This window comes from Ruegeria sp. HKCCD6647-2, assembly GCF_057221075.1.
Window position 1 is genome coordinate 740,441 of sequence record NZ_JBWVBD010000001.1, and the last position, 18,079, is coordinate 758,519.

15 protein-coding genes and 1 tRNA gene are annotated in these 18,079 nt (G+C 58.0%); 10 read left to right on the plus strand and 6 right to left on the minus strand.

Features of this window, described 5'->3' with window-relative positions:
* Window positions 1–281: 281 nt before the first annotated feature.
* Window positions 282–1,175 carry a tRNA (adenosine(37)-N6)-dimethylallyltransferase MiaA gene (gene miaA / locus AC2TDJ_RS03535; RefSeq protein WP_480839292.1) on the minus strand — a complete coding sequence of 298 codons (894 nt, stop codon included), beginning with the start codon at window positions 1,173–1,175 and terminating at the stop codon, window positions 282–284.
* Between the two features lie 97 nt (window positions 1,176–1,272).
* Between miaA and pyrH the strand changes: the two genes are divergently transcribed.
* The 10 genes from pyrH (at window position 1,273) to AC2TDJ_RS03585 (ending at window position 13,395) form a co-directional block, all read left to right on the plus strand.
* Window positions 1,273–2,034 (plus strand): UMP kinase, encoded by a 762-nt coding sequence (pyrH, locus tag AC2TDJ_RS03540; RefSeq protein ID WP_480839294.1) that lies wholly within the window; start codon window positions 1,273–1,275, stop codon window positions 2,032–2,034.
* 208 nt (window positions 2,035–2,242) lie between these two features.
* The gene (locus AC2TDJ_RS03545; protein ID WP_480839296.1) at window positions 2,243–3,829 is read left to right on the plus strand and encodes a BCCT family transporter; all 1,587 of its coding nucleotides are present in this window, start codon (window positions 2,243–2,245) and stop codon (window positions 3,827–3,829) included.
* A gap of 189 nt (window positions 3,830–4,018) precedes the next feature.
* Window positions 4,019–5,245: an aminotransferase class V-fold PLP-dependent enzyme gene (locus AC2TDJ_RS03550; RefSeq protein ID WP_480839298.1), complete on the plus strand. Its 1,227-nt coding sequence runs from the start codon at window positions 4,019–4,021 to the stop codon at window positions 5,243–5,245.
* A gap of 47 nt (window positions 5,246–5,292) precedes the next feature.
* Window positions 5,293–6,717 carry a cryptochrome/photolyase family protein gene (locus AC2TDJ_RS03555; protein ID WP_480839300.1) on the plus strand — a complete coding sequence of 475 codons (1,425 nt, stop codon included), beginning with the start codon at window positions 5,293–5,295 and terminating at the stop codon, window positions 6,715–6,717.
* Window positions 6,718–6,786: 69 nt separating this feature from the next.
* Entirely contained in the window at window positions 6,787–7,995 is a 1,209-nt protein-coding gene (locus tag AC2TDJ_RS03560) for a class I SAM-dependent methyltransferase (RefSeq protein WP_480839302.1), read from the plus strand.
* A 16-nt stretch (window positions 7,996–8,011) separates the two neighbouring features.
* Entirely contained in the window at window positions 8,012–8,452 is a 441-nt protein-coding gene (locus AC2TDJ_RS03565) for a TrgA family protein (protein WP_480839304.1), read from the plus strand.
* A gap of 31 nt (window positions 8,453–8,483) precedes the next feature.
* The gene (locus AC2TDJ_RS03570) at window positions 8,484–9,599 is read left to right on the plus strand and encodes an NUDIX domain-containing protein (RefSeq protein WP_480839306.1); all 1,116 of its coding nucleotides are present in this window, start codon (window positions 8,484–8,486) and stop codon (window positions 9,597–9,599) included.
* A gap of 68 nt (window positions 9,600–9,667) precedes the next feature.
* A complete protein-coding gene (locus tag AC2TDJ_RS03575; protein WP_480839308.1) occupies window positions 9,668–10,702 on the plus strand; it encodes a cysteine synthase A in 1,035 nt (344 codons plus the stop codon).
* Window positions 10,702–13,140: a DUF3772 domain-containing protein gene (locus AC2TDJ_RS03580; protein WP_480839310.1), complete on the plus strand. Its 2,439-nt coding sequence runs from the start codon at window positions 10,702–10,704 to the stop codon at window positions 13,138–13,140. The genes AC2TDJ_RS03575 and AC2TDJ_RS03580 overlap by 1 nt, the downstream gene beginning before the upstream one ends.
* Window positions 13,141–13,305: 165 nt before the next feature.
* Window positions 13,306–13,395, plus strand: a tRNA-Ser gene (locus tag AC2TDJ_RS03585).
* A 314-nt stretch (window positions 13,396–13,709) separates the two neighbouring features.
* Here the strand turns inward: AC2TDJ_RS03585 and AC2TDJ_RS03590 are convergent.
* From AC2TDJ_RS03590 to AC2TDJ_RS03610, 5 genes are read right to left on the minus strand one after another with little or no spacing between them, the layout of a single operon-like run.
* A complete protein-coding gene (locus AC2TDJ_RS03590; RefSeq protein ID WP_480839312.1) occupies window positions 13,710–14,612 on the minus strand; it encodes an FAD:protein FMN transferase in 903 nt (300 codons plus the stop codon).
* Window positions 14,609–15,124 carry a nitrous oxide reductase accessory protein NosL gene (locus tag AC2TDJ_RS03595; RefSeq protein WP_480839314.1) on the minus strand — a complete coding sequence of 172 codons (516 nt, stop codon included), beginning with the start codon at window positions 15,122–15,124 and terminating at the stop codon, window positions 14,609–14,611. The genes AC2TDJ_RS03590 and AC2TDJ_RS03595 overlap by 4 nt, the downstream gene beginning before the upstream one ends.
* A complete protein-coding gene (locus tag AC2TDJ_RS03600) occupies window positions 15,121–15,942 on the minus strand; it encodes an ABC transporter permease (protein WP_480839316.1) in 822 nt (273 codons plus the stop codon). Before AC2TDJ_RS03600 ends, AC2TDJ_RS03595 begins: the two co-directional genes overlap by 4 nt.
* Window positions 15,939–16,832 carry an ABC transporter ATP-binding protein gene (locus AC2TDJ_RS03605; protein WP_480839318.1) on the minus strand — a complete coding sequence of 298 codons (894 nt, stop codon included), beginning with the start codon at window positions 16,830–16,832 and terminating at the stop codon, window positions 15,939–15,941. The genes AC2TDJ_RS03600 and AC2TDJ_RS03605 overlap by 4 nt, the downstream gene beginning before the upstream one ends.
* Window positions 16,822–18,078 carry a nitrous oxide reductase family maturation protein NosD gene (locus AC2TDJ_RS03610; protein WP_480839320.1) on the minus strand — a complete coding sequence of 419 codons (1,257 nt, stop codon included), beginning with the start codon at window positions 18,076–18,078 and terminating at the stop codon, window positions 16,822–16,824. Before AC2TDJ_RS03610 ends, AC2TDJ_RS03605 begins: the two co-directional genes overlap by 11 nt.
* Window position 18,079: the final 1 nt, after the last annotated feature.

Here is an 18,079-nt window from a genome sequence, read left to right on the forward strand (position 1 = left end):
CCGATCCGGGAAGTAGGGCAGAGGGTATTCTTCTTTGGATTCTGTACATCCCCATGCCGACATTCCGCACCAGAATTGGGCCGAGGTCAATGTTCGAAATCGTCATTCAGAGTACAAAAGCGACATTCGTGCAGAAAGTCCGATTTGTGCGGTCTTAAGTTTTTGTGACGAACATGGCAATCCATGCGCCACTGGAATGTGCGCCGATTCCCTGTAAGAGCCGCCTGTTAACCGGTTGGTAGATTTGGTTTTTCCAAATTTGCTGTTTATCGCACCGTCAGTCAGGATGCGACGTAGATCCGATTCCAGTTTTTCATCCGTGCCCGAAACCACGTGCGCTGGCGTTTCGCGAATTGCCGGGTCGAAATCGTTGCCCTTTCCCGAGCCTGATCCAGGGTCATCCGGCCGTCCAGATAGGCAATCATTTCGGGTACCCCGATGGCCTTGAAGGCGGGCAGTGCGGGGTCATATCGGTCGCGCATCGCGGCGACCTCTTCCAGCGCGCCAAGCGACAGCATCTGATCAAATCGACGGGTGATTCTTTCTTCAAGCCAGCTTTTGTCGACATCAAAGACCAAAGGCACCGCATTGTCTAACGCCAGTGTCGGCGGTGGGGTGTCCGCCTGCCATTCCGCCAGAGGCCGGCCAGTTGCTGTTTGTACCTCCCAGGCGCGCTGAACGCGTGCCCGGTTGTTGGTGTCCAGTCCTTGCAACGTGCGGACGTCGACGCCCTCGATCAGGGTTGGTAGCGACATTTGATCTGCCTGATACCGCACTTCGGGTGGGGTGGCCGGGATTTCGGCCATACCTTCTGTCAACGCAGTAAAATACAGACCTGTTCCACCAACAATGATTGGGCGCAGGCCGTCGGACAGCAATGGCGTGACCTCTCGCAGCCAATGGCCGGTGGAATAGGTCTGGTCATAGGCGACATGGCCGTAAAGCCTGTGTGGCGCACGGGTTTCGTCTGTCGCTGATGGGCGCGCCGAAATGACCCTCCAGCAATCGTAGACCTGGCTGGCATCTGCGTTGACGATAACACCGCCGCAACGTTCGGCAATCTGCAGGGCCAGATCGGATTTCCCCGATGCGGTCGGGCCCGCGATCAGTACCGGTTTGTCGTCCGGAATACCGGGCAGGCGATCCCAGAGCCGGGTCGCAGAGTGGTCGGCCATGCGCGGTCGCCTTATTCCTTACCATCCGCATTGAACCTGCGGATGTTTTGCTTCATTTTGCGCCGGAAAATAAACCCGTGCCAGCCCGGAGCGCAACATGAGCCTTTCCCCGACGACAGAGATAACCGAGACCACTGAAACCCCGAAAACAAAGTACAACCGGGTAATGCTGAAGATTTCCGGCGAGGCACTGATGGGCGATCAGGGCTTCGGGCTGCACCCGCCGACCGTTCAGCGTATCGCGCAAGAGGTCAAATCCGTGCACGATCTGGGTGTTGAGATTTGCATGGTCATCGGAGGCGGCAATATCTTTCGCGGGCTGTCAGGCTCGGCTCAGGGCATGGAACGGACAACCGCTGACTATATGGGAATGCTGGCAACTGTCATGAACGCGCTGGCGATGCAATCCGCGCTGGAAGGGGTTGGGGTCTTCACCCGTGTGATCTCGGCCATTCGTATGGATGAGGTCTGCGAGCCCTATATTCGCCGCCGCGCGGTGCGCCACCTTGAGAAAAAACGCGTTTGCATATTCGCTGCCGGCACTGGGAACCCATATTTCACCACCGATACCGCGGCGACACTGCGTGCAAACGAAATGGCATGTGAAGCCATCTTCATGGGCAAGAACGGCGTGGATGGCGTTTATGACAAGGACCCGAAAACGCATGCCGACGCGGTTCGATACAAATCAGTAAGCTATGACGATGTCTTGGCAAAACGGCTGCGGGTGATGGACGCCTCGGCGATTGCGCTGGCGCGCGACAACAACCTGCCACTAATCGTCTTTGGTCTGGATGAGCCCGGCGGGTTCCGTGGCATTCTTGCAGGTGAGGGGACCTATACCAAGGTTCAGGGCTAAAGGAATCAGTGGCCAAATTCCTACGCGTGCCAACCCGCGAATAACCAGACGGCGTCGCAAAAACGGTGCCGTCGTGTCGTTTTTTGTGGGTCGTTTTTGGATCAAAAAATCCCAAAATGTCGTTTTCAGCGACCGGACAGTCTCATCCTCAGTGCCGAGTTTGCCGTCATTCCCCGATGACTGGCCCACGACATTTAGGAGGGAAATAATGTCCGAAAACTTGGAACCCGACTACGAGGTCGGTCAGGACAATGTTCAGATCATGGGTCTGGATGTCCACAATCCGGTCTTCGCCGTTTCCGGGCTAACCATCATTGCGTTCGTCTTCTTCTCGCTCGTCTTTCGCGAGCAGGCGACCGAGTTCTTTGGTTGGCTCCGCCCGGCACTCACCAGCAATTTCGACTGGGTATTCATGATCGCCGCAAACATCTTTGTGGTGTTTTCGCTTCTGCTGATCGTCACGCCATATGGCTCGATCCGTCTTGGTGGCGATGACGCCAAGCCCGACTACAGCTACGCGGGCTGGTTCTCGATGCTGTTTGCCGCGGGTATGGGGATCGGTCTGGTCTTCTGGGGCGTGGCGGAACCGATTTCGCACTACGGTTCATCGCTGGGCGGTGTTGCCGTGGGCGAAGACGGTGTGCGCACCGACTGGGCCCCGTTGGGCGCCGGGCTTGAAGATCCGGAAGCATCCAGAAAGCTGGCGATGGCCGCCACCATTTTCCATTGGGGCATGCATCCCTGGGCGGTTTATGCGGTGGTTGCGCTGGCTTTGGCGTTCTTCAGTTTCAATCGCGGTCTGCCGCTGACCATGCGGTCAGTGTTCTACCCGATTTTTGGCGAGGCAACCTGGGGCCCTCTGGGGCATATCGTTGACGTCCTGGCGGTTTTTGCGACCATCTTCGGTCTTGCAACTTCGCTGGGGCTGGGGGCGACACAGGCGCTGGCTGGTCTGAACTACCTGTTTGGCGTGCCGATTTCGGACGGTATGAAGGTGCTGTTGATCGGTCTTATCACGGTCTTCGCTCTGGTTTCGGTCGTGGCAGGTCTGGACAAAGGTGTTAAGCGCCTATCCGAGGCGAACATGATCCTTGCGGCCGCTCTGCTGCTGTTGGTTCTGATTGTTGGCCCGACGCTGGCAATCCTGACGGGATTCGTCGACAGCATGATCGAATATGTCGTCGCATTGCCTGCGCTGTCGAACTGGATAGGCCGTGAAGACACCAACTTCCTGCAAGGCTGGACCACGTTCTACTGGGCCTGGTGGATTTCCTGGTCACCTTTTGTCGGCATGTTCATCGCCCGCATCTCGCGCGGCCGGACTGTTCGCGAATTCGTGACCTGCGTCATCCTGATCCCGACCGTCGTCGGCGCGCTGTGGATGAGCGTCTTTGGTGGCGCCGCGTTGGATCAGGTCATGTCCGGGTCGGGTCAGACCTTGTCGGATGCCGCGCTGGAGCTGAAAATGTTCGCAATGTTCGAGCAATTCCCGATGACGTCGCTGTTGTCCTTTGTCGGCATTATTCTGGTCGTCGTGTTCTTTGTTACCAGCTCGGATTCCGGCTCGCTGGTCATCGACACGATCACGGCCGGTGGCAAGACCGACGCACCGACGGCGCAGCGGGTCTTCTGGTGCATTCTGGAAGGTGCGATCGCCGTGGTGTTGCTGCTTGGCGGTGGTCTTGGCGCGCTGCAGGCGGCCGCCATTGCAACAGGCTTCCCGTTTGCAATCGTCCTGTTGCTCATGTGTGTGTCTCTGTTCATCGGGCTTGCCAATGAACGACGTCGGCGCTGACAGACCCTGAAAATAGACGCGAAAGGCTCCGGGTTATGCCCGGGGCCTTTTTTGTCATCGTGTCAGGAACCTCAAAACAGCGACCAGCTTTTGACAAACGGCACCTTATCGATCCGGCTTGACGCTGAGGGATCAGCGCTGCTTACTGCCGGCAAGAAAACGCCCGGAAAATGCAAGGAGATCGGTGCGATGAGCAGTCTGGATATTGATTTTGTACGGGCGCAGTTTCCCGCTTTTTCCGAACCCAGCCTGCAGGGGCAGGCGTTTTTCGAAAACGCTGGCGGATCATATACTTGTAAACCGGTCCTCGACAGGTTCTCCCGATTCTACACGCAACGCAAAGTGCAGCCTTACGCACCTTACGAGGCAAGCCGATTGGGCGGGCAGGAAATGGACGAAGCGCGCGCGCGATTGGCAGCACTTCTTGGTGTGGATAGCGACGAGCTGAGCTTCGGTCCGTCAACCACGCAAAATACCTATGTGCTGGCGCAAGCCTTTCGCCAATGGATGCAGCCGGGCGATGCGATTGTCGTCACAAATCAGGACCACGAAGCGAATTCCGGTCCGTGGCGGCGTCTGGCTGAAGACGGCATCGAGATTCGCGAATGGCAGCTTGACCCAGAAACAGGCAGCCTGAACCCGGAAGATCTTGAGAACCTGCTTGATGAACGGGTTCGTCTGGTGTGCTTCCCGCATTGCTCGAACGTCGTGGCGGAAATCAATCCGGTGACCGAGATCACGGCGATTGCACATGCGGCCGGTGCGTTTGTATGCGTTGATGGCGTGTCTTATGCGCCGCACGGATTTCCAAATGTCGGCGATCTTGGACCTGATATTTACCTGTTCTCAGCTTACAAAACCTATGGCCCGCATCAGGGATGTATGGTCATCCGTCGCGCTTTGGGGGAGATGCTGCCCAATCAGGCTCATTATTTCAACGCGAACGTTTTGTATAAACGTTTCACACCCGCCGGTCCTGATCATGCGCAAATCGCGGCCTGCGCAGGGATGGCAGACTATGTCGAGCTGTTGAATGACCATCACGGCGGCCCCGAGGACGGCGCCGCTGCGCGTGGAACCTTTGTCCACGATCTGATGCGAAAGCAGGAAATGGCCTTGTTGCAACCGCTTTTGGACGCGGTCAAAGACCGAAATGCAGTGCGTCTTATTGGGCCTTCGGATGCTGCCAAGCGTGCGCCGACGGTCGCGTTGGCCCTGACCGGACCCGCCGAGCCCGTGGCGGCCGAACTGGCCAAATTCGGTATCATGGCCGGTGGCGGGGATTTCTATGCCGTTCGCCCGTTGCACGCCATGGGGGTGGATCCGGAACAGGGGGTCCTGCGGCTCAGTTTCACGCACTATACCTCCCAACAGGAAATCGATCAGTTGTTAGAGGCACTTGATCGCGTTTTGTGATCCGGTTTTTCCTTTGCCTCGTAACTTTCTAAAAGCGGCGGGGCACAATGGCAGTCGATCAATCTCCGATCATTTTGTGGTTCAGGCGCGATTTTCGCCTGTCTGATCATCCGGCATTGGACGCGGCCGTTCGCTCTGGCTTTCCGGTGCTACCGGTTTTTATTCTGGACGATCTGGCGCAAAATCTGGGCAGCGCACCGAAATGGCGGCTTGGGTTGGGGCTGGAAGCCTTCGGTAAAACACTGGAGCATCTTGGCAGTCGCCTGATCCTTCGTCGTGGTGATCCGCTTACCGTGTTGCGAGACCTGATTGCGGAATCCGGAGCACGCGCTGTCTTTTGGTCCCGCGCGTACGATCCGATGTCGATCCAGAGGGATCGGCGAGTCAAATCGGCGCTGACCGAGCAAGGTATTCAGGCCAAGTCATTTGCCGGTCATCTGCTGTTCGAACCGTGGGAGGTTGCGACCAAGGCGGGACAGCCCTTTCGCGTATTCACGCCCATGTGGCGCGCCGTCAGGCACCTGAGCATTCCATCGCCATCACCATCGCCGGCCAAGCTAATGGTCCCGTCTCACTGGCCGAGTTCCGACACACTCAAATCCTGGGCTCTGGGCCGTGGCATGCAGCGCGGCGGTTTGGTGGTCCGCCCGTCTGTTCGCGCCGGAGAGGGGGCGGCGCAGGATCAACTAGAACACTTTCTGGAACGCATAGATGGCTATCCCGACCGAAGGGACCGTTTGGATGTCGAGGGGACTTCGAGCCTTTCGGAGTATTTGTCCCTGGGTGAAATCGGGCCGCGAACGGTCTGGCACAGGGTTCAGATCGCCGCCAATCTGGGCACGACCGGTGCCGAAGCGTATTTGCGCCAGCTTGTCTGGCGCGAATTCGCTTATCACCTGATGTACAACTGGCCTCACATCCTTTCGGACAACTGGAAACAGGATTGGGACAGTTTTCCGTGGCAGACCGATCCCGATTCGCCCGAAGCGAAGGCATGGCGCCAAGCGAGGACCGGCGTGCCGCTGGTCGATGCAGGGTTGCGCCAGATGTACGTGACCGGACGTATGCACAACCGTGCGCGCATGGTTGTGGCCAGCTATCTGACCAAGCATCTGATGACGCATTGGCGGATCGGAATGGACTGGTTCGCCGAATGCCTGATTGACTGGGATCCGGCGGCGAATGCGATGGGTTGGCAGTGGGTCGCCGGGTCGGGGCCTGATGCAGCCCCGTTCTTTCGGATATTCAACCCCGAGGCTCAAAGAGTAAAGTTCGATCCGCAATCCACCTACCTGCGGCGCTGGATTGCTGAAGGTCAGAAAAATCCGCCGGATACTGCCTTGGCTTATTTCGACGCTGTTCCGCGGTCATGGGGAATGAGACACACGGATGAATACCCCCATCCGGTGGTCGATCTGGCAGAAGGCCGGCAGCGCGCTCTGAGCTTCTATCAGAGCAAGAAATACCAGTAAGGAACTGAAAACTTGCCAGAAACAAAATCCCGTCTTAGCCTTATCACCGAGCCGCAAAGGGGAGAGCGGATGGTTCTGACAACCACGGACGGGCAGGACGACCTGCCCAGATATTTCGCACAAGTGTACAAAATGCTGACCCGTATGGATGCGGGGCGTTTGGATATCGCTTTGCCGGATGGCCGGGTCTTCAGGATTGAAACGGGCAGTCCGGGACCGGTGGCACGCGTCGACATTCACGACCCCGAAGTGTTCGCCCGATTGATCCGCGAGGGCGAGCTGGGCTTTTCGGACGCATATCTTGAAGGCGAATGGAGCACTCCGGATCTGCGGGCTTTCATGGATCTCGTTCATCGCGGCACGGACGCGGTCTATGACGACTTTACCGGGCGCTTTCTGGTGCGGGCTTATGAGCGGCTGCGCTTTTGGCTGCATCGTAACAGCCGGACCCAGGCGAAAAAGAACATCTCGTACCATTATGATCTGGGCAACGAGTTCTATGGGCTGTGGCTGGATGACACCATGACCTATTCCAGCGCCATCTTTGATACGGGGCAGGAAAGCCTGGAAAACGCTCAGACAGCGAAATACGCCAGCCTGATCGATGAGATGGGGGCCAAGCCCGGCGACCACGTTCTGGAAATCGGTTGCGGTTGGGGTGGCTTCGCGGAATACGCCGCCAAGGAACGCGGATTGCGTGTTACTGGGTTAACCATCAGCAGAGAGCAGTTGAGGTTCGCGCAGGAACGTATTGAAAAAGCAGGATTATCTAGTCAGGTCGAGTTCAAGCTTCAGGACTATCGGGATGAACGGGGCCAATATGACGGCATCGCCTCGATCGAGATGTTTGAAGCAGTCGGTCAGAAATACTGGCCTGCCTATTTCGAAACGGTACGTGACCGGTTGAAGCCCGGAGCGCAGGCGACGTTGCAGATCATTACCGTCGCTGATCGCCGTTGGGACGTCTACAAGAACGGTGTTGATTTCATTCAGAAATATATCTTCCCGGGCGGGATGTTACCGGCCCCCACGGTCCTGAAAGAGCATATTACTCAAGCCGGTCTGAATATCGTACGATCAAAGGAATTCGGCAAAAGCTATGACCTAACCCTCAGCCGCTGGTACGACACGTTTAATGACAAGTGGGACCAGATTGCCGAATTGGGCTTTGATGAGCGTTTTCGCCGCATGTGGAATTATTATTTGACCGCTTGTGGCGCAGCCTTTGACACGGGCAATTGCGATGTGACACAGATCACAATAGCAAAACCGAGTTGAAGAACGGAATTCACGCATGCCTACTGCCACACGCCTTGTTGCCTCTGTTTGCCTGATGGTGGTGGGGTTCATCGTGTCCGGCATGGTCATCGACAATGGCGAGCCGGGCAAGGATTACGGCTATTTCACCTTTGTGAACATGGGGCTGGGTCTTGCCTGCGGTTGGGTTGTGATGGGCAAAAGGGCGGGCCGGGGCTGGACGGCTGCCATCAACAACGGGCTGACGGGGATTGCCGCGCTGGTGTTCTGGGGCCTGTTCGTTCAGGGCACGTATGAGATGTTCCGAATGGCCATGCGTAACCGGTTTGACGGCCCGTTCGAGGCTATTCTTGCCATCTTCAAACTCGGCGTAGGATTTGGCCAGCAGTTGCTGGCGCCGGAAATTCTCTGGACACTTGCCGTTGGCGCGCTTGTCGCCGGGTTGATGACCGAAGAAGCGTGGCGCCGCTGGCGATAAACCCACATTCCAAAAAACGAGGCCCAAAGCTTTGCCCGATCTGTTTTTTTACGGAACATTGCGACATGTTCCCTTGCTGGAACGCGTGCTTGGTCGTGGCGCGGACGCGCTGCCGGTTTCCAATGCAACACTGGCCGACCATTCAGTTCGCTCGGTACGCGATCAGATCTTCCCGATGATCCTGCCCGAGCCGGGTGGCACAGCCGAAGGTATTCTGGTGCAGGATCTCTCATCCGCCGATCTGGATCGTCTGGCTTTTTACGAGGGCGGATTTGACTATGGCCTTCAGGATCAAAAGGTCAGTCTGGCAAACGGGACAACGGCCCAGGCGTTGGTATTTTTCCCTGAGCCGGGAAAATGGCAGCCAGGTGCCCAATGGTCTTTGTCCGACTGGGCCGAGCGTTGGGGTGCGATAATCTCATTGGCTGCCGAAGAGGAGATGGCGTATTTCGGTCGCATTGACCCTCAATCCCTGACGCGCAGTACACGGGCAATTCAGACCCGCGCCTGGTCCAAGCTTATGGCGCGGAAACGCAGAACGGATGATCCGCGGGAAATCAGTGAAGACGTGATCGTGCATCGCCACGCAAGGGCCTACGTCAATTACTTCGGTATGGAGGAAATCGACCTTCAGCATCGGCAATATGACGGATCAATGGGGCCGGTACTTCATCGTGGAAGCTTGATGCAAGGCAGCGCGATCGCAGTTCTGCCCTACGATCCGGTGCGTGACACGGTATTGATTGTTGAACAATTCCGACCTCCGGTCTTTTTGATCGACGATCCGGAACCATGGATGTGGGAAGCGATTGCCGGGATGATTGACCCCGGAGAGTTGCCCGAACAGACCGTGCATCGTGAGGTGATGGAAGAGGCTGGCGTCAGCCTGAACGTGCTTGAACATGTAGGAGGGGCCTACAATTCCAGCGGGTCTTCCACAGGTTATCTTTACCTCTATGTCGGATTAGGCGATTTGACTGAAACCACCAACACGGGCGGTCTGGACACGGAAGGCGAGGATATCCGCAGCCAGATCCTGCCCTTTGCGGAATTTATGGACATGGTAGACCGTCATGTTTTCAAGGACTTGCCATTGCTGACGCTAGCGAATTGGTTGGACCGCAACCGACAGCGCCTGCGCGCCTGACTATCCCGCTTGTGGTCGCGCAATCGCGGCTGTAAATCTTCCATGATACCAAACGACAAGAGGGCGCCATGCGCATTGCACGAGACCTGGCCGACGCAGTTGGCAAAACACCCCTGATCCGACTGCGCCGCATCAGCGAGGAAACCGGGTGCGAGATACTTGGTAAGGCCGAGTTCATGAATCCGGGCCAGTCCGTCAAGGACCGCGCGGCACTGTACATCATCCGCGACGCCGTCGCGCGCGGCGATCTGAAACCGGGCGGCACTATTGTCGAAGGCACGGCAGGTAATACTGGCATCGGCCTGGCGCTGGTCGGCGCGTCGATGGGGTTCAAGACGGTGATCGTGATCCCGGAAACCCAGTCGGAAGAAAAGAAAGACATGCTGCGGCTGGCTGGCGCTCAGCTGGTGCAGGTGCCTGCTGCACCGTATCGCAACCCCAACAACTTTGTGCATTATTCCCGGCGTCTGGCCGAGGAGTTGGCCCAGACCGAACCCAACGGCGCCATCTGGGCGAACCAGTTCGATAATGTCGCCAACCGTCAGTCGCATGTGGAAACCACAGGCCCTGAAATCTGGGAGCAGACGGGCGGTAAGGTCGACGGTTTTGTCAGCGCGGTCGGGTCCGGCGGCACGTTGGCCGGTGTGGCCGACGCTCTGCAGCCCAAGGGCGTCAAGATCGCGCTGGTCGATCCAATGGGAGCTGGTCTATATTCTTACTACACCACCGGTGAGATCGCGATGGAAGGCAGCTCGATCGCCGAAGGCATCGGCCAGGTCAGGATCACCAAAAACCTGGAAGGGTTCAAACCGGATTTCTCGTACCAGATGACCGATAACGAGGCGCTGCCCTACATCTTTGACCTGCTGCGCGAAGAAGGACTGGTCATGGGCGGATCGACTGCGATCAATATGGCAGGCGCGGTGCGTCTGGCCAAGGATCTGGGGCCGGGCCATACGATCGTGACGATCCTTTGCGATTATGGCACCCGCTACCAGTCCAAGCTGTTCAATCCGGAATTTCTGCGTGAAAAAGAGCTTCCGGTGCCCGACTGGATGACGGAAGCCCCCCGCAGCATCCCCGGCGTGTTCGAGGACGTGTGATGTTGCGACAGGTCCGCCTGTTCCTGATCCTGCTGACGTTTTGCCTGTTCGGGCTGGGTGGAGTGGCCTCTGCCCAGCTGACGGATCGGCAAAGTGAATACTACAAGGGATGGATCAGCACAGCGGACCGTGCAGAAAGCGTGATCGAGGCCAATCGGGCCTCGAATGCCGCTTTGGAAAATTTACGTTCGGAAATAAATGTTTACCGCGAAGACTTCAACAGAGCTCGCGGGGCGAACACGGACCGAATTCAAACTCTGGAAAGCCAGATCAAGGCTTTGGGTCCAGCCCCCGAAGGCGATGCAACCGAACCGGAAGACATCGCCAATATCCGCAAGCACCTTGAGGAACAGTTAAACAGCCTGCGCGTCCCACGCATCATTTCTGAAGAGGCCTATAGCCGCGCCAATGGCCTTATCAGCGAGATCGATCAGATCATTCGGCAGCGCCAGACGAAAGAGCTGTTGGAAAGAGGCCCTTCGCCGATCAACCCTGCATATTGGGGACCGGCATGGGTGGATGTGAAGGAAGCAGTACGTAGCCTGGTCAATGAAACCGTAGAGAACTTTCGCACGGACGTTGCTCGGGAACAGTTCCGCGAACGCGGTCTTGGAATATTCGTTCTATTGGGCATTTCGGCTGTATTGCTGATCTTTGGCAGACATTGGTCGGAAAAGGGCGGCGTTTATCTTCGTCGCTTGGGTGGCTCTGGCACCGGTGTCTGGACCTTCGTGATCTCTTTGTTTCGGATCATCCTGCCGTGGTTGGGTGTATTGGCAGCTGTTGTTGCAATTAGCCTCACCGGGGTTCTGGGGCTTCGCGGCACTTTGCTTTTGGAGAAAGTTCCATACTGGGCCGCTATCGTCATTTTTTACGACTGGATCGGCCGTCAGGTTTACCTCATCGGTGAGTCCCAGGGCTTCAAGCGCCTGTCCGCCTCTAAAATTAAAGAGCTGCGCGTATATATCGACTTTCTGGCGGTGATGCTGATCCTGCACGAGTTGGCTATCCTGTTCGAGCAGATCGAAAACATCTCGAATGCAACACGCGCCGTCGTCAGTTTCCCGATAATCGTCGCTACGGCGCTTCTGCTGCTGCGGGTGCGCCACGTCCGGACAAACGAAAGTCAGCAAGACAAGCCCGATCAAGCCGTTTCAACACGCGCGGCAGGTTTCAGCCAGCTTGTCGAGTTTTTACGGCGCGCCCTGTTCTTCCTCGGTATTGCGTCGCCGATTCTGGCCGTTTTTGGCTACACGAACGCAGCCGAAGCTATCGTGTTCCCCACTGTCAAAACGCTTGTTCTCATTGGCGCGCTGGTAATCTTTCAACGCTTCATCACTCAGGTTTACGGGTGGATTACCGGGCAGGGTGAGGCCGTCTGGGATTCGCTGTTTTCTGTTCTGGTGGGCTTCGCTCTGGCGATTGTTGCGCTGCCCATCCTGGCGATTTACTGGGGCGCGCGCGAGACGGATCTGCTCGAAGCCTGGTCGCGCTTGCTACAGGGGTTCGACATCGGTGGTGTGACGATCTCTCCAAGCAACTTCTTGGTTTTCGTCGCTGTCTTTGTCATCGGCTATACGTTGACGCGCTTGCTGCAGGGTGGACTTCGCAACTCTCTCCTCCCGAAGACCAGCATTGATCCCGGAGGCCAGAATGCCATCGTTGCGGGTACCGGCTATGTCGGAATTTTTCTGGCCGCCCTGGCCGCCATCATGGTGGCCGGGTTTGATCTTTCGTCGCTGGCGATAGTTGCGGGCGCTTTGTCCGTCGGTATCGGCTTTGGATTGCAGACCATCGTTTCGAACTTTGTGTCCGGCATCATCCTGCTGGTCGAGCGCCCGATTTCCAAAGGTGACTGGATAGATGTCAACGGAATGATGGGCTATGTCCGCGATATCTCGGTTCGGTCCACGCGGATCGAGACATTTGACCGGACAGACGTGATTGTACCGAATTCCGACCTGATCAGCGGTGTGGTCACGAACTATACCCGCGGCAACACAATCGGGCGGGTGATCGTTCCGGTCGGGGTGGCCTACGGCACGGACACGCGCAAGGTCGAAACCATTCTGAGTGAGATCGCGAATGCCCATCCCATGGTGTTGGCCAATCCCGCACCCAGTGTCGTGTTTCAGGGTTTTGGCGCGGATTCACTGGATTTTGAAATCAGGGCCATCCTGCGCGATGTGAATTGGGTGCTGAGTACAAAGTCGGACATGAACCACGAGATCAACCGACGATTCGTCGAGGAAGGTATCGAGATTCCATTCGCCCAACGCGATATCTGGTTACGAAATGCCGAAGTGCTGCGCAACTCGGAGGAGGCGACAGAACCCCCGGTTCAATCGGCGCCAGATCGTCGCGAAACCACAACCCAATCGAAGCCCGTTGATCTGACCGAAGCAGATCTAGATGCAAGTGACGGCGACGAAATGTGATCCGGCAAAGCAAATCGGTGTTGTGTCGGGCGTCTTGTCGGAAGCCACATGAATGGCTGACAAACAGCTGCGAAATCCGCTATCCGGGATTTTGCCAAAGGCGTTTCATTTCATTGCAATCGGGCCTTGCAAATCCGGTTTCATTGGTCCAAATATCCCCGGCACGGAGAGGTGGCCGAGTGGTCGAAGGCGCACGCCTGGAAAGTGTGTAGGCGGGAAACCGTCTCCAGGGTTCGAATCCCTGTCTCTCCGCCATACAAGCTGGATGACCCTCGTTTCCCTTTGCTTAGAAATCGTAGGCGCGCTGCGTCGCGCAAACTAGTATTGCAGGTTGTCGTATTCGGGTCGCCGGAGCTGAATGTCCCTTGAACAACAAGCGTCCCGGCGTCGGAACCGGAAAATCACCTTATCTGTCGCAAAGCTGAGAACAGAGTGCTCAGTTATGAAGTGAGCACCTCGTTTCATAACAGGTTCCGCTGGGCGTTGCCGTGTTTCTGCAGTTATCAAGATTGCTGCATCGGACGTCACCAGATCAGTCGAAATTCCTCTTGTATTGGCGTCTTCAGGGATCAGATGCGCAACTCAATATCGGCTCCTTCGAATTTTCGAAGGGCCGATACCTGTTGCGCTTCCGGCAGCATGCAAAGGGCGGTCGAAAGACCGTCTGCAAGCGCTGCGGTCGGTGCCGAGACAGATAGAAGCTGGTTGTGCAGCGGGTGCCCCTTCGGATGAAGGATATGTCCGGACTGGTCCGTCAACATAAGGCTGTGCGCATCCGAGGTTGCTATGGCCCTGTCCCGAAGCGAGATACGCCTCAGGACCGAGCCTTCAGGGCCAGTCACGCCTACACGCCAGTGTTGCCCATCGCTGCGCTGACCGTTGGCAACGATTTCTCCCAAATCTACCAAGACATCACGCAGTTCGTATAAGGCAAGCAATGCCGCAATTCGGTCCGTTATCGCGCCCTGAGCAATCCCGTTAAGGGTCAGGGCCGACTGACCCGGTCGGGGCAATTGGATAGCGTCCGTTCTGACGGAGACCTTTTCCCAACCCACATTGTTGCGAGCGGACTGGACCGCAGTTCTGTCGGCACCGGTTGCCAGTGCAACCCAAAGGGGCTGGATGCTGGGGTCGAACGCGCCATTCGTTGCCTCGTGCAGAGCCGAGCACAGGCTAAGCACATTCAGCAACTCGGGGGCAGGGGCGGCCAAGATGCCGTTTCGGTTCAGGCGACTTAACTCTGAAGCGGGCCGGTAAAGGCTGAAGATGTTTTCCAACCGGGTCACTTCCGCTTCGACGGCCGCAAAAATCGGGGCAGCTTGCGCGTTGGTCAAACCTTCCAGCCTCAGGCTGGCCGGCGCCCCCAGTGCCGTGCCGCGCCAACGTGCAACAGGTGCGGCCATTGCGCCTGACGGAAGTGCGGCGCAGGCTGCCGAGATGGTCAGAAACCGGCGGCGGGACAGGTGGGTCATGCTGGCGTCTCCAATTTCAGATCCAGATCGACGGGGCCCAGAACTTCGGTATCCGGAATGTCAGTCAGAGGCAAAGGGGAGCCTCCGAATTGGGCGATAAACGCGTCGGCTTCCGCAGGGTCGGCAAAGGGCACGACCTCTCGCGCACCCATACCGCCGGCGACGTTTGCACCGACCACAAATGTGGCGTCATCCGCCGCAATCCAGTTGGAAATACCGGGCTGACGCCAGTTTGGCGCAACGCCCATATCGCTTACGTACACTGCCGTAATCTTTGCGTCCCGTTCCGGGCTTTTGAGATAAGCCACCATATCGCGGACCTGTGCAAAGAACAGTGGCGTGGGGTAGCCCTCAAGATGTATTTGTCCTTTGGGTCCGCCATGTTCGGCGATGTTCATCTGACAGAAATAGCTCAGCGCATCTGGCGTCAGATCAACTGGATCAGGTGCGGCGGCCTGTTCCTCTTTGCAAGCCGTCAAGGCGACCAGCGCGATCAGAACCAGGCGTTTCATGGCTCGACCCTCCGGAATGCGGCGCGGGCGAGGAAGAATCCCATAACCGGCCAGATCAGCAGGGATGCGGGCGCGGCCCATGCGGGCAGGGCTTGTGCAGCTCCGGTCATGCCGGACGCCATCGCCACGCCTTCCGTCGCGGCGATGTTCCAAAGACGGAATGCGTCGGCCGGGTTGGCTACCATCACCCAAGGAAAGACGGATTGAGTGAAGGTGCCGCCCTTGTCCATGACGACGGCCCCCAACAGGCCCAGATCATAGAGGACGACAAAAACCAGCCAGAGCCCGGCCGACAGACCTGCCGCTGCCGTGGCGCCCCTTGCCAGGGCAGACAGCAGGTAGCCCAGCGCCAGAAACACGGCGCCCAGCAGGATGGATGTTAGGATCAGGCGCGCCAGAGCCATCAGGCTTTCCGGACCCGCGCCGCCAAAAAAGGCGGCCACCGCGCCTGCGGTTCCGAAACCGACGGTCATGGCAAAAGCCAATGCCGCAAGGTGGGCGGTGAATTTACCCAACAGGATTTCTCCGCGTCCGGCGGGGTAGGACAGCAGCAGCGACAGGCTGCCCCGGTCCACGTCGCCCGCGATTGCGTCGAAGGAAATCATCAGCGCCAAGAGCGGCGCAAGATAAACCGACAGCGTGGTCATCGACGCGACCGAGACAGTCAGCATATCGACGCCCAGCGTGCCGGTCGGCGCGCTGCCCGCAAAGGTTAGGGCCAGTGCGAACAGCACCATGATCAGCGTTGCCACCAGCAACCAGCGGTTGCGGCGCAGGATCAGCATCTCGGTGCGGGTAATGGCGAGGAAGCGGGTCATTGCAAATCCTCCTGTGCGTAATGGCGATAGAGGTCTTCCAGCTTGGGCGGAGTCATCTCAACATCCGCCACGGCGTCCCCCATCCCTGCGATCTGGCGCAGGGCCTCCATCTTTTCAGCGGGTGCACAGAGCAGTTCGACTGAGGCACCGTTGATCCGGTTGCCGCCCAATTCCGCGGCAACAGCATCGGGGTTGGTACTGGCCCGCACCCGCAGGCGGATCGGCAGGCCTGCCAAGGCTGAAAGATTGTTCAACGTGTCGTCGGCGACCATCCGGCCCTTACGCATTATCGCAAAGCGATCGGTGCGCGCCTCGACCTCGGTCAGCGCATGAGAAGCGATCAGGACGGCAGTGCCTTGTGCAGCCAGTTCGTCGATAATGGCATAGAGATCCTGCCGCGAGATCGGGTCCAACCCGCTTGTCGGCTCATCCAGCAGCGCGACTTGCGGCTGGCCTAGAAGAACCTGCGCCAGGCCCAAGCGTTGCCGCATCCCTTTGGAATAGGCTCCGATGCGACGGTCCAGCGCGTCGCTGAGGCCGACACGCTCCAGCAGGCCGGGTACGTCGGCTTTCTCACCAGACAGCTGGGCGAACAGGGTCAGTTGTTCCCGTCCGGTCAGGGCAGGGTGGAACGAGACCGCCTCGGGCAGGTACGCCGTTTCCCGCCGCGCTTGCGCGCTGCCGGGTGTGGCTTGGCCGATCCGGATGGTTCCGCCGTGGATCGGCGTCAGGCCGAGAATGGACTTGATCAGTGTCGACTTGCCCGCGCCGTTATGGCCCAACAGCGCGACGCGCTGGCCGGGGGCAAGAGAAAGGGTGATATCGTCAAGAACGCGGGTTTTTCCCCGGTCCTTGCTGACATGGTCGATAATTAGGGCCTTATCCGTCATGAGGCACCTTTTTCATAGCTGGGGGTTCAGGGGCTTGCATCAATGGGTTGCTGTCCATCACGCCCCCCGGCAGCAGCGCCGGGAAGGCCGATTGCGACCAGCGCACCAGCTGTACGGCAGGTGAGCCGAGCAGCAATTTGGCTGAGGGTTGGGTCCACAGCACATGGTCCATCGAGTCGTTGGGGCGATATGGGGCGTCGGCGATGCCGTTGCCATCCACATCATAGGCGGCGAAATCGGACCAATAATTCCCGCGACCGTCTTCTGACCACTCGACCCATTTGGTCGAGACGTATTTTACCTGCGTCCGGTTGCCGACAAAAGCGTTGCCGACGATGCGGTTTCGCTCGGAGCCGGCGGTAAAGTGGATGCCGATACCACACCCCTGGAACCAGTTATCGGTGAACTCGTTCTTGTTCGAGTTATAGAGGAAGGTGCATTTTTCCTTCGCGCCCTTCACGACGTTTCCGGAAATCACACTCTTATTGGCGTAGTTCAGCATCACGCCATGTTCGCGGTCACCGATCGAGACATTGTTGGCCACGGTCACATTGGTCGTGAACATCACCGCATAGCCCAGATCATTGCCGATCGAGACGTTGTCGCTGACAACCGAGTCATCGGCATACATGTAGTGCACTGCGAAACGCAGATCGCGGAACAGGTTGCCGGTGAAGGTGTTCTTTTTGGACGAGTTCACAAAGATCCCGTCACGGCCATAGCGGATGTCGTTGTTTTCAACCACCGCACCCGGCGCGTTCCAGACATAGACGCCGTTGCCGCGGTCGTTCATCCGCCGGTCCTGCCGTCCTTCGATCCGATTGCCGCGCACGATACTGTCCTTGGCACCGTGGATGTCGATGCCATAGAGATTGCCCAGCAGCACGTTATCCTCGACCACCGGCGCTTTGGCCGTCTTGGTCAGTTGGATGCCGCTGTCGATCCCGTCGTGGTCAGAGCCGGAACCAATCACCGTCAGCCCGCGCACGGTCACACCCGGCCCGGTTACTGTGATGACGCTGCCTTTGCCTTGGCCGTCAATTGTGGCCTGTCCCAGCCCATCAATCGTGACGGGCCGGTCCAGAACCAGTTGTTCGGTGTAAACACCGGAGCTCAGGCGGAGGGTGTCCCCATCCGCCGCCTGTGCCAGTATCTCGTTGATGGCCCCCGCCCGGTTGGGCACATCCCAATCCGCCGCCCAAAGGGGCGAGCCGAGCAGGAGCGGTATGAGCAGGGACCAACGCATC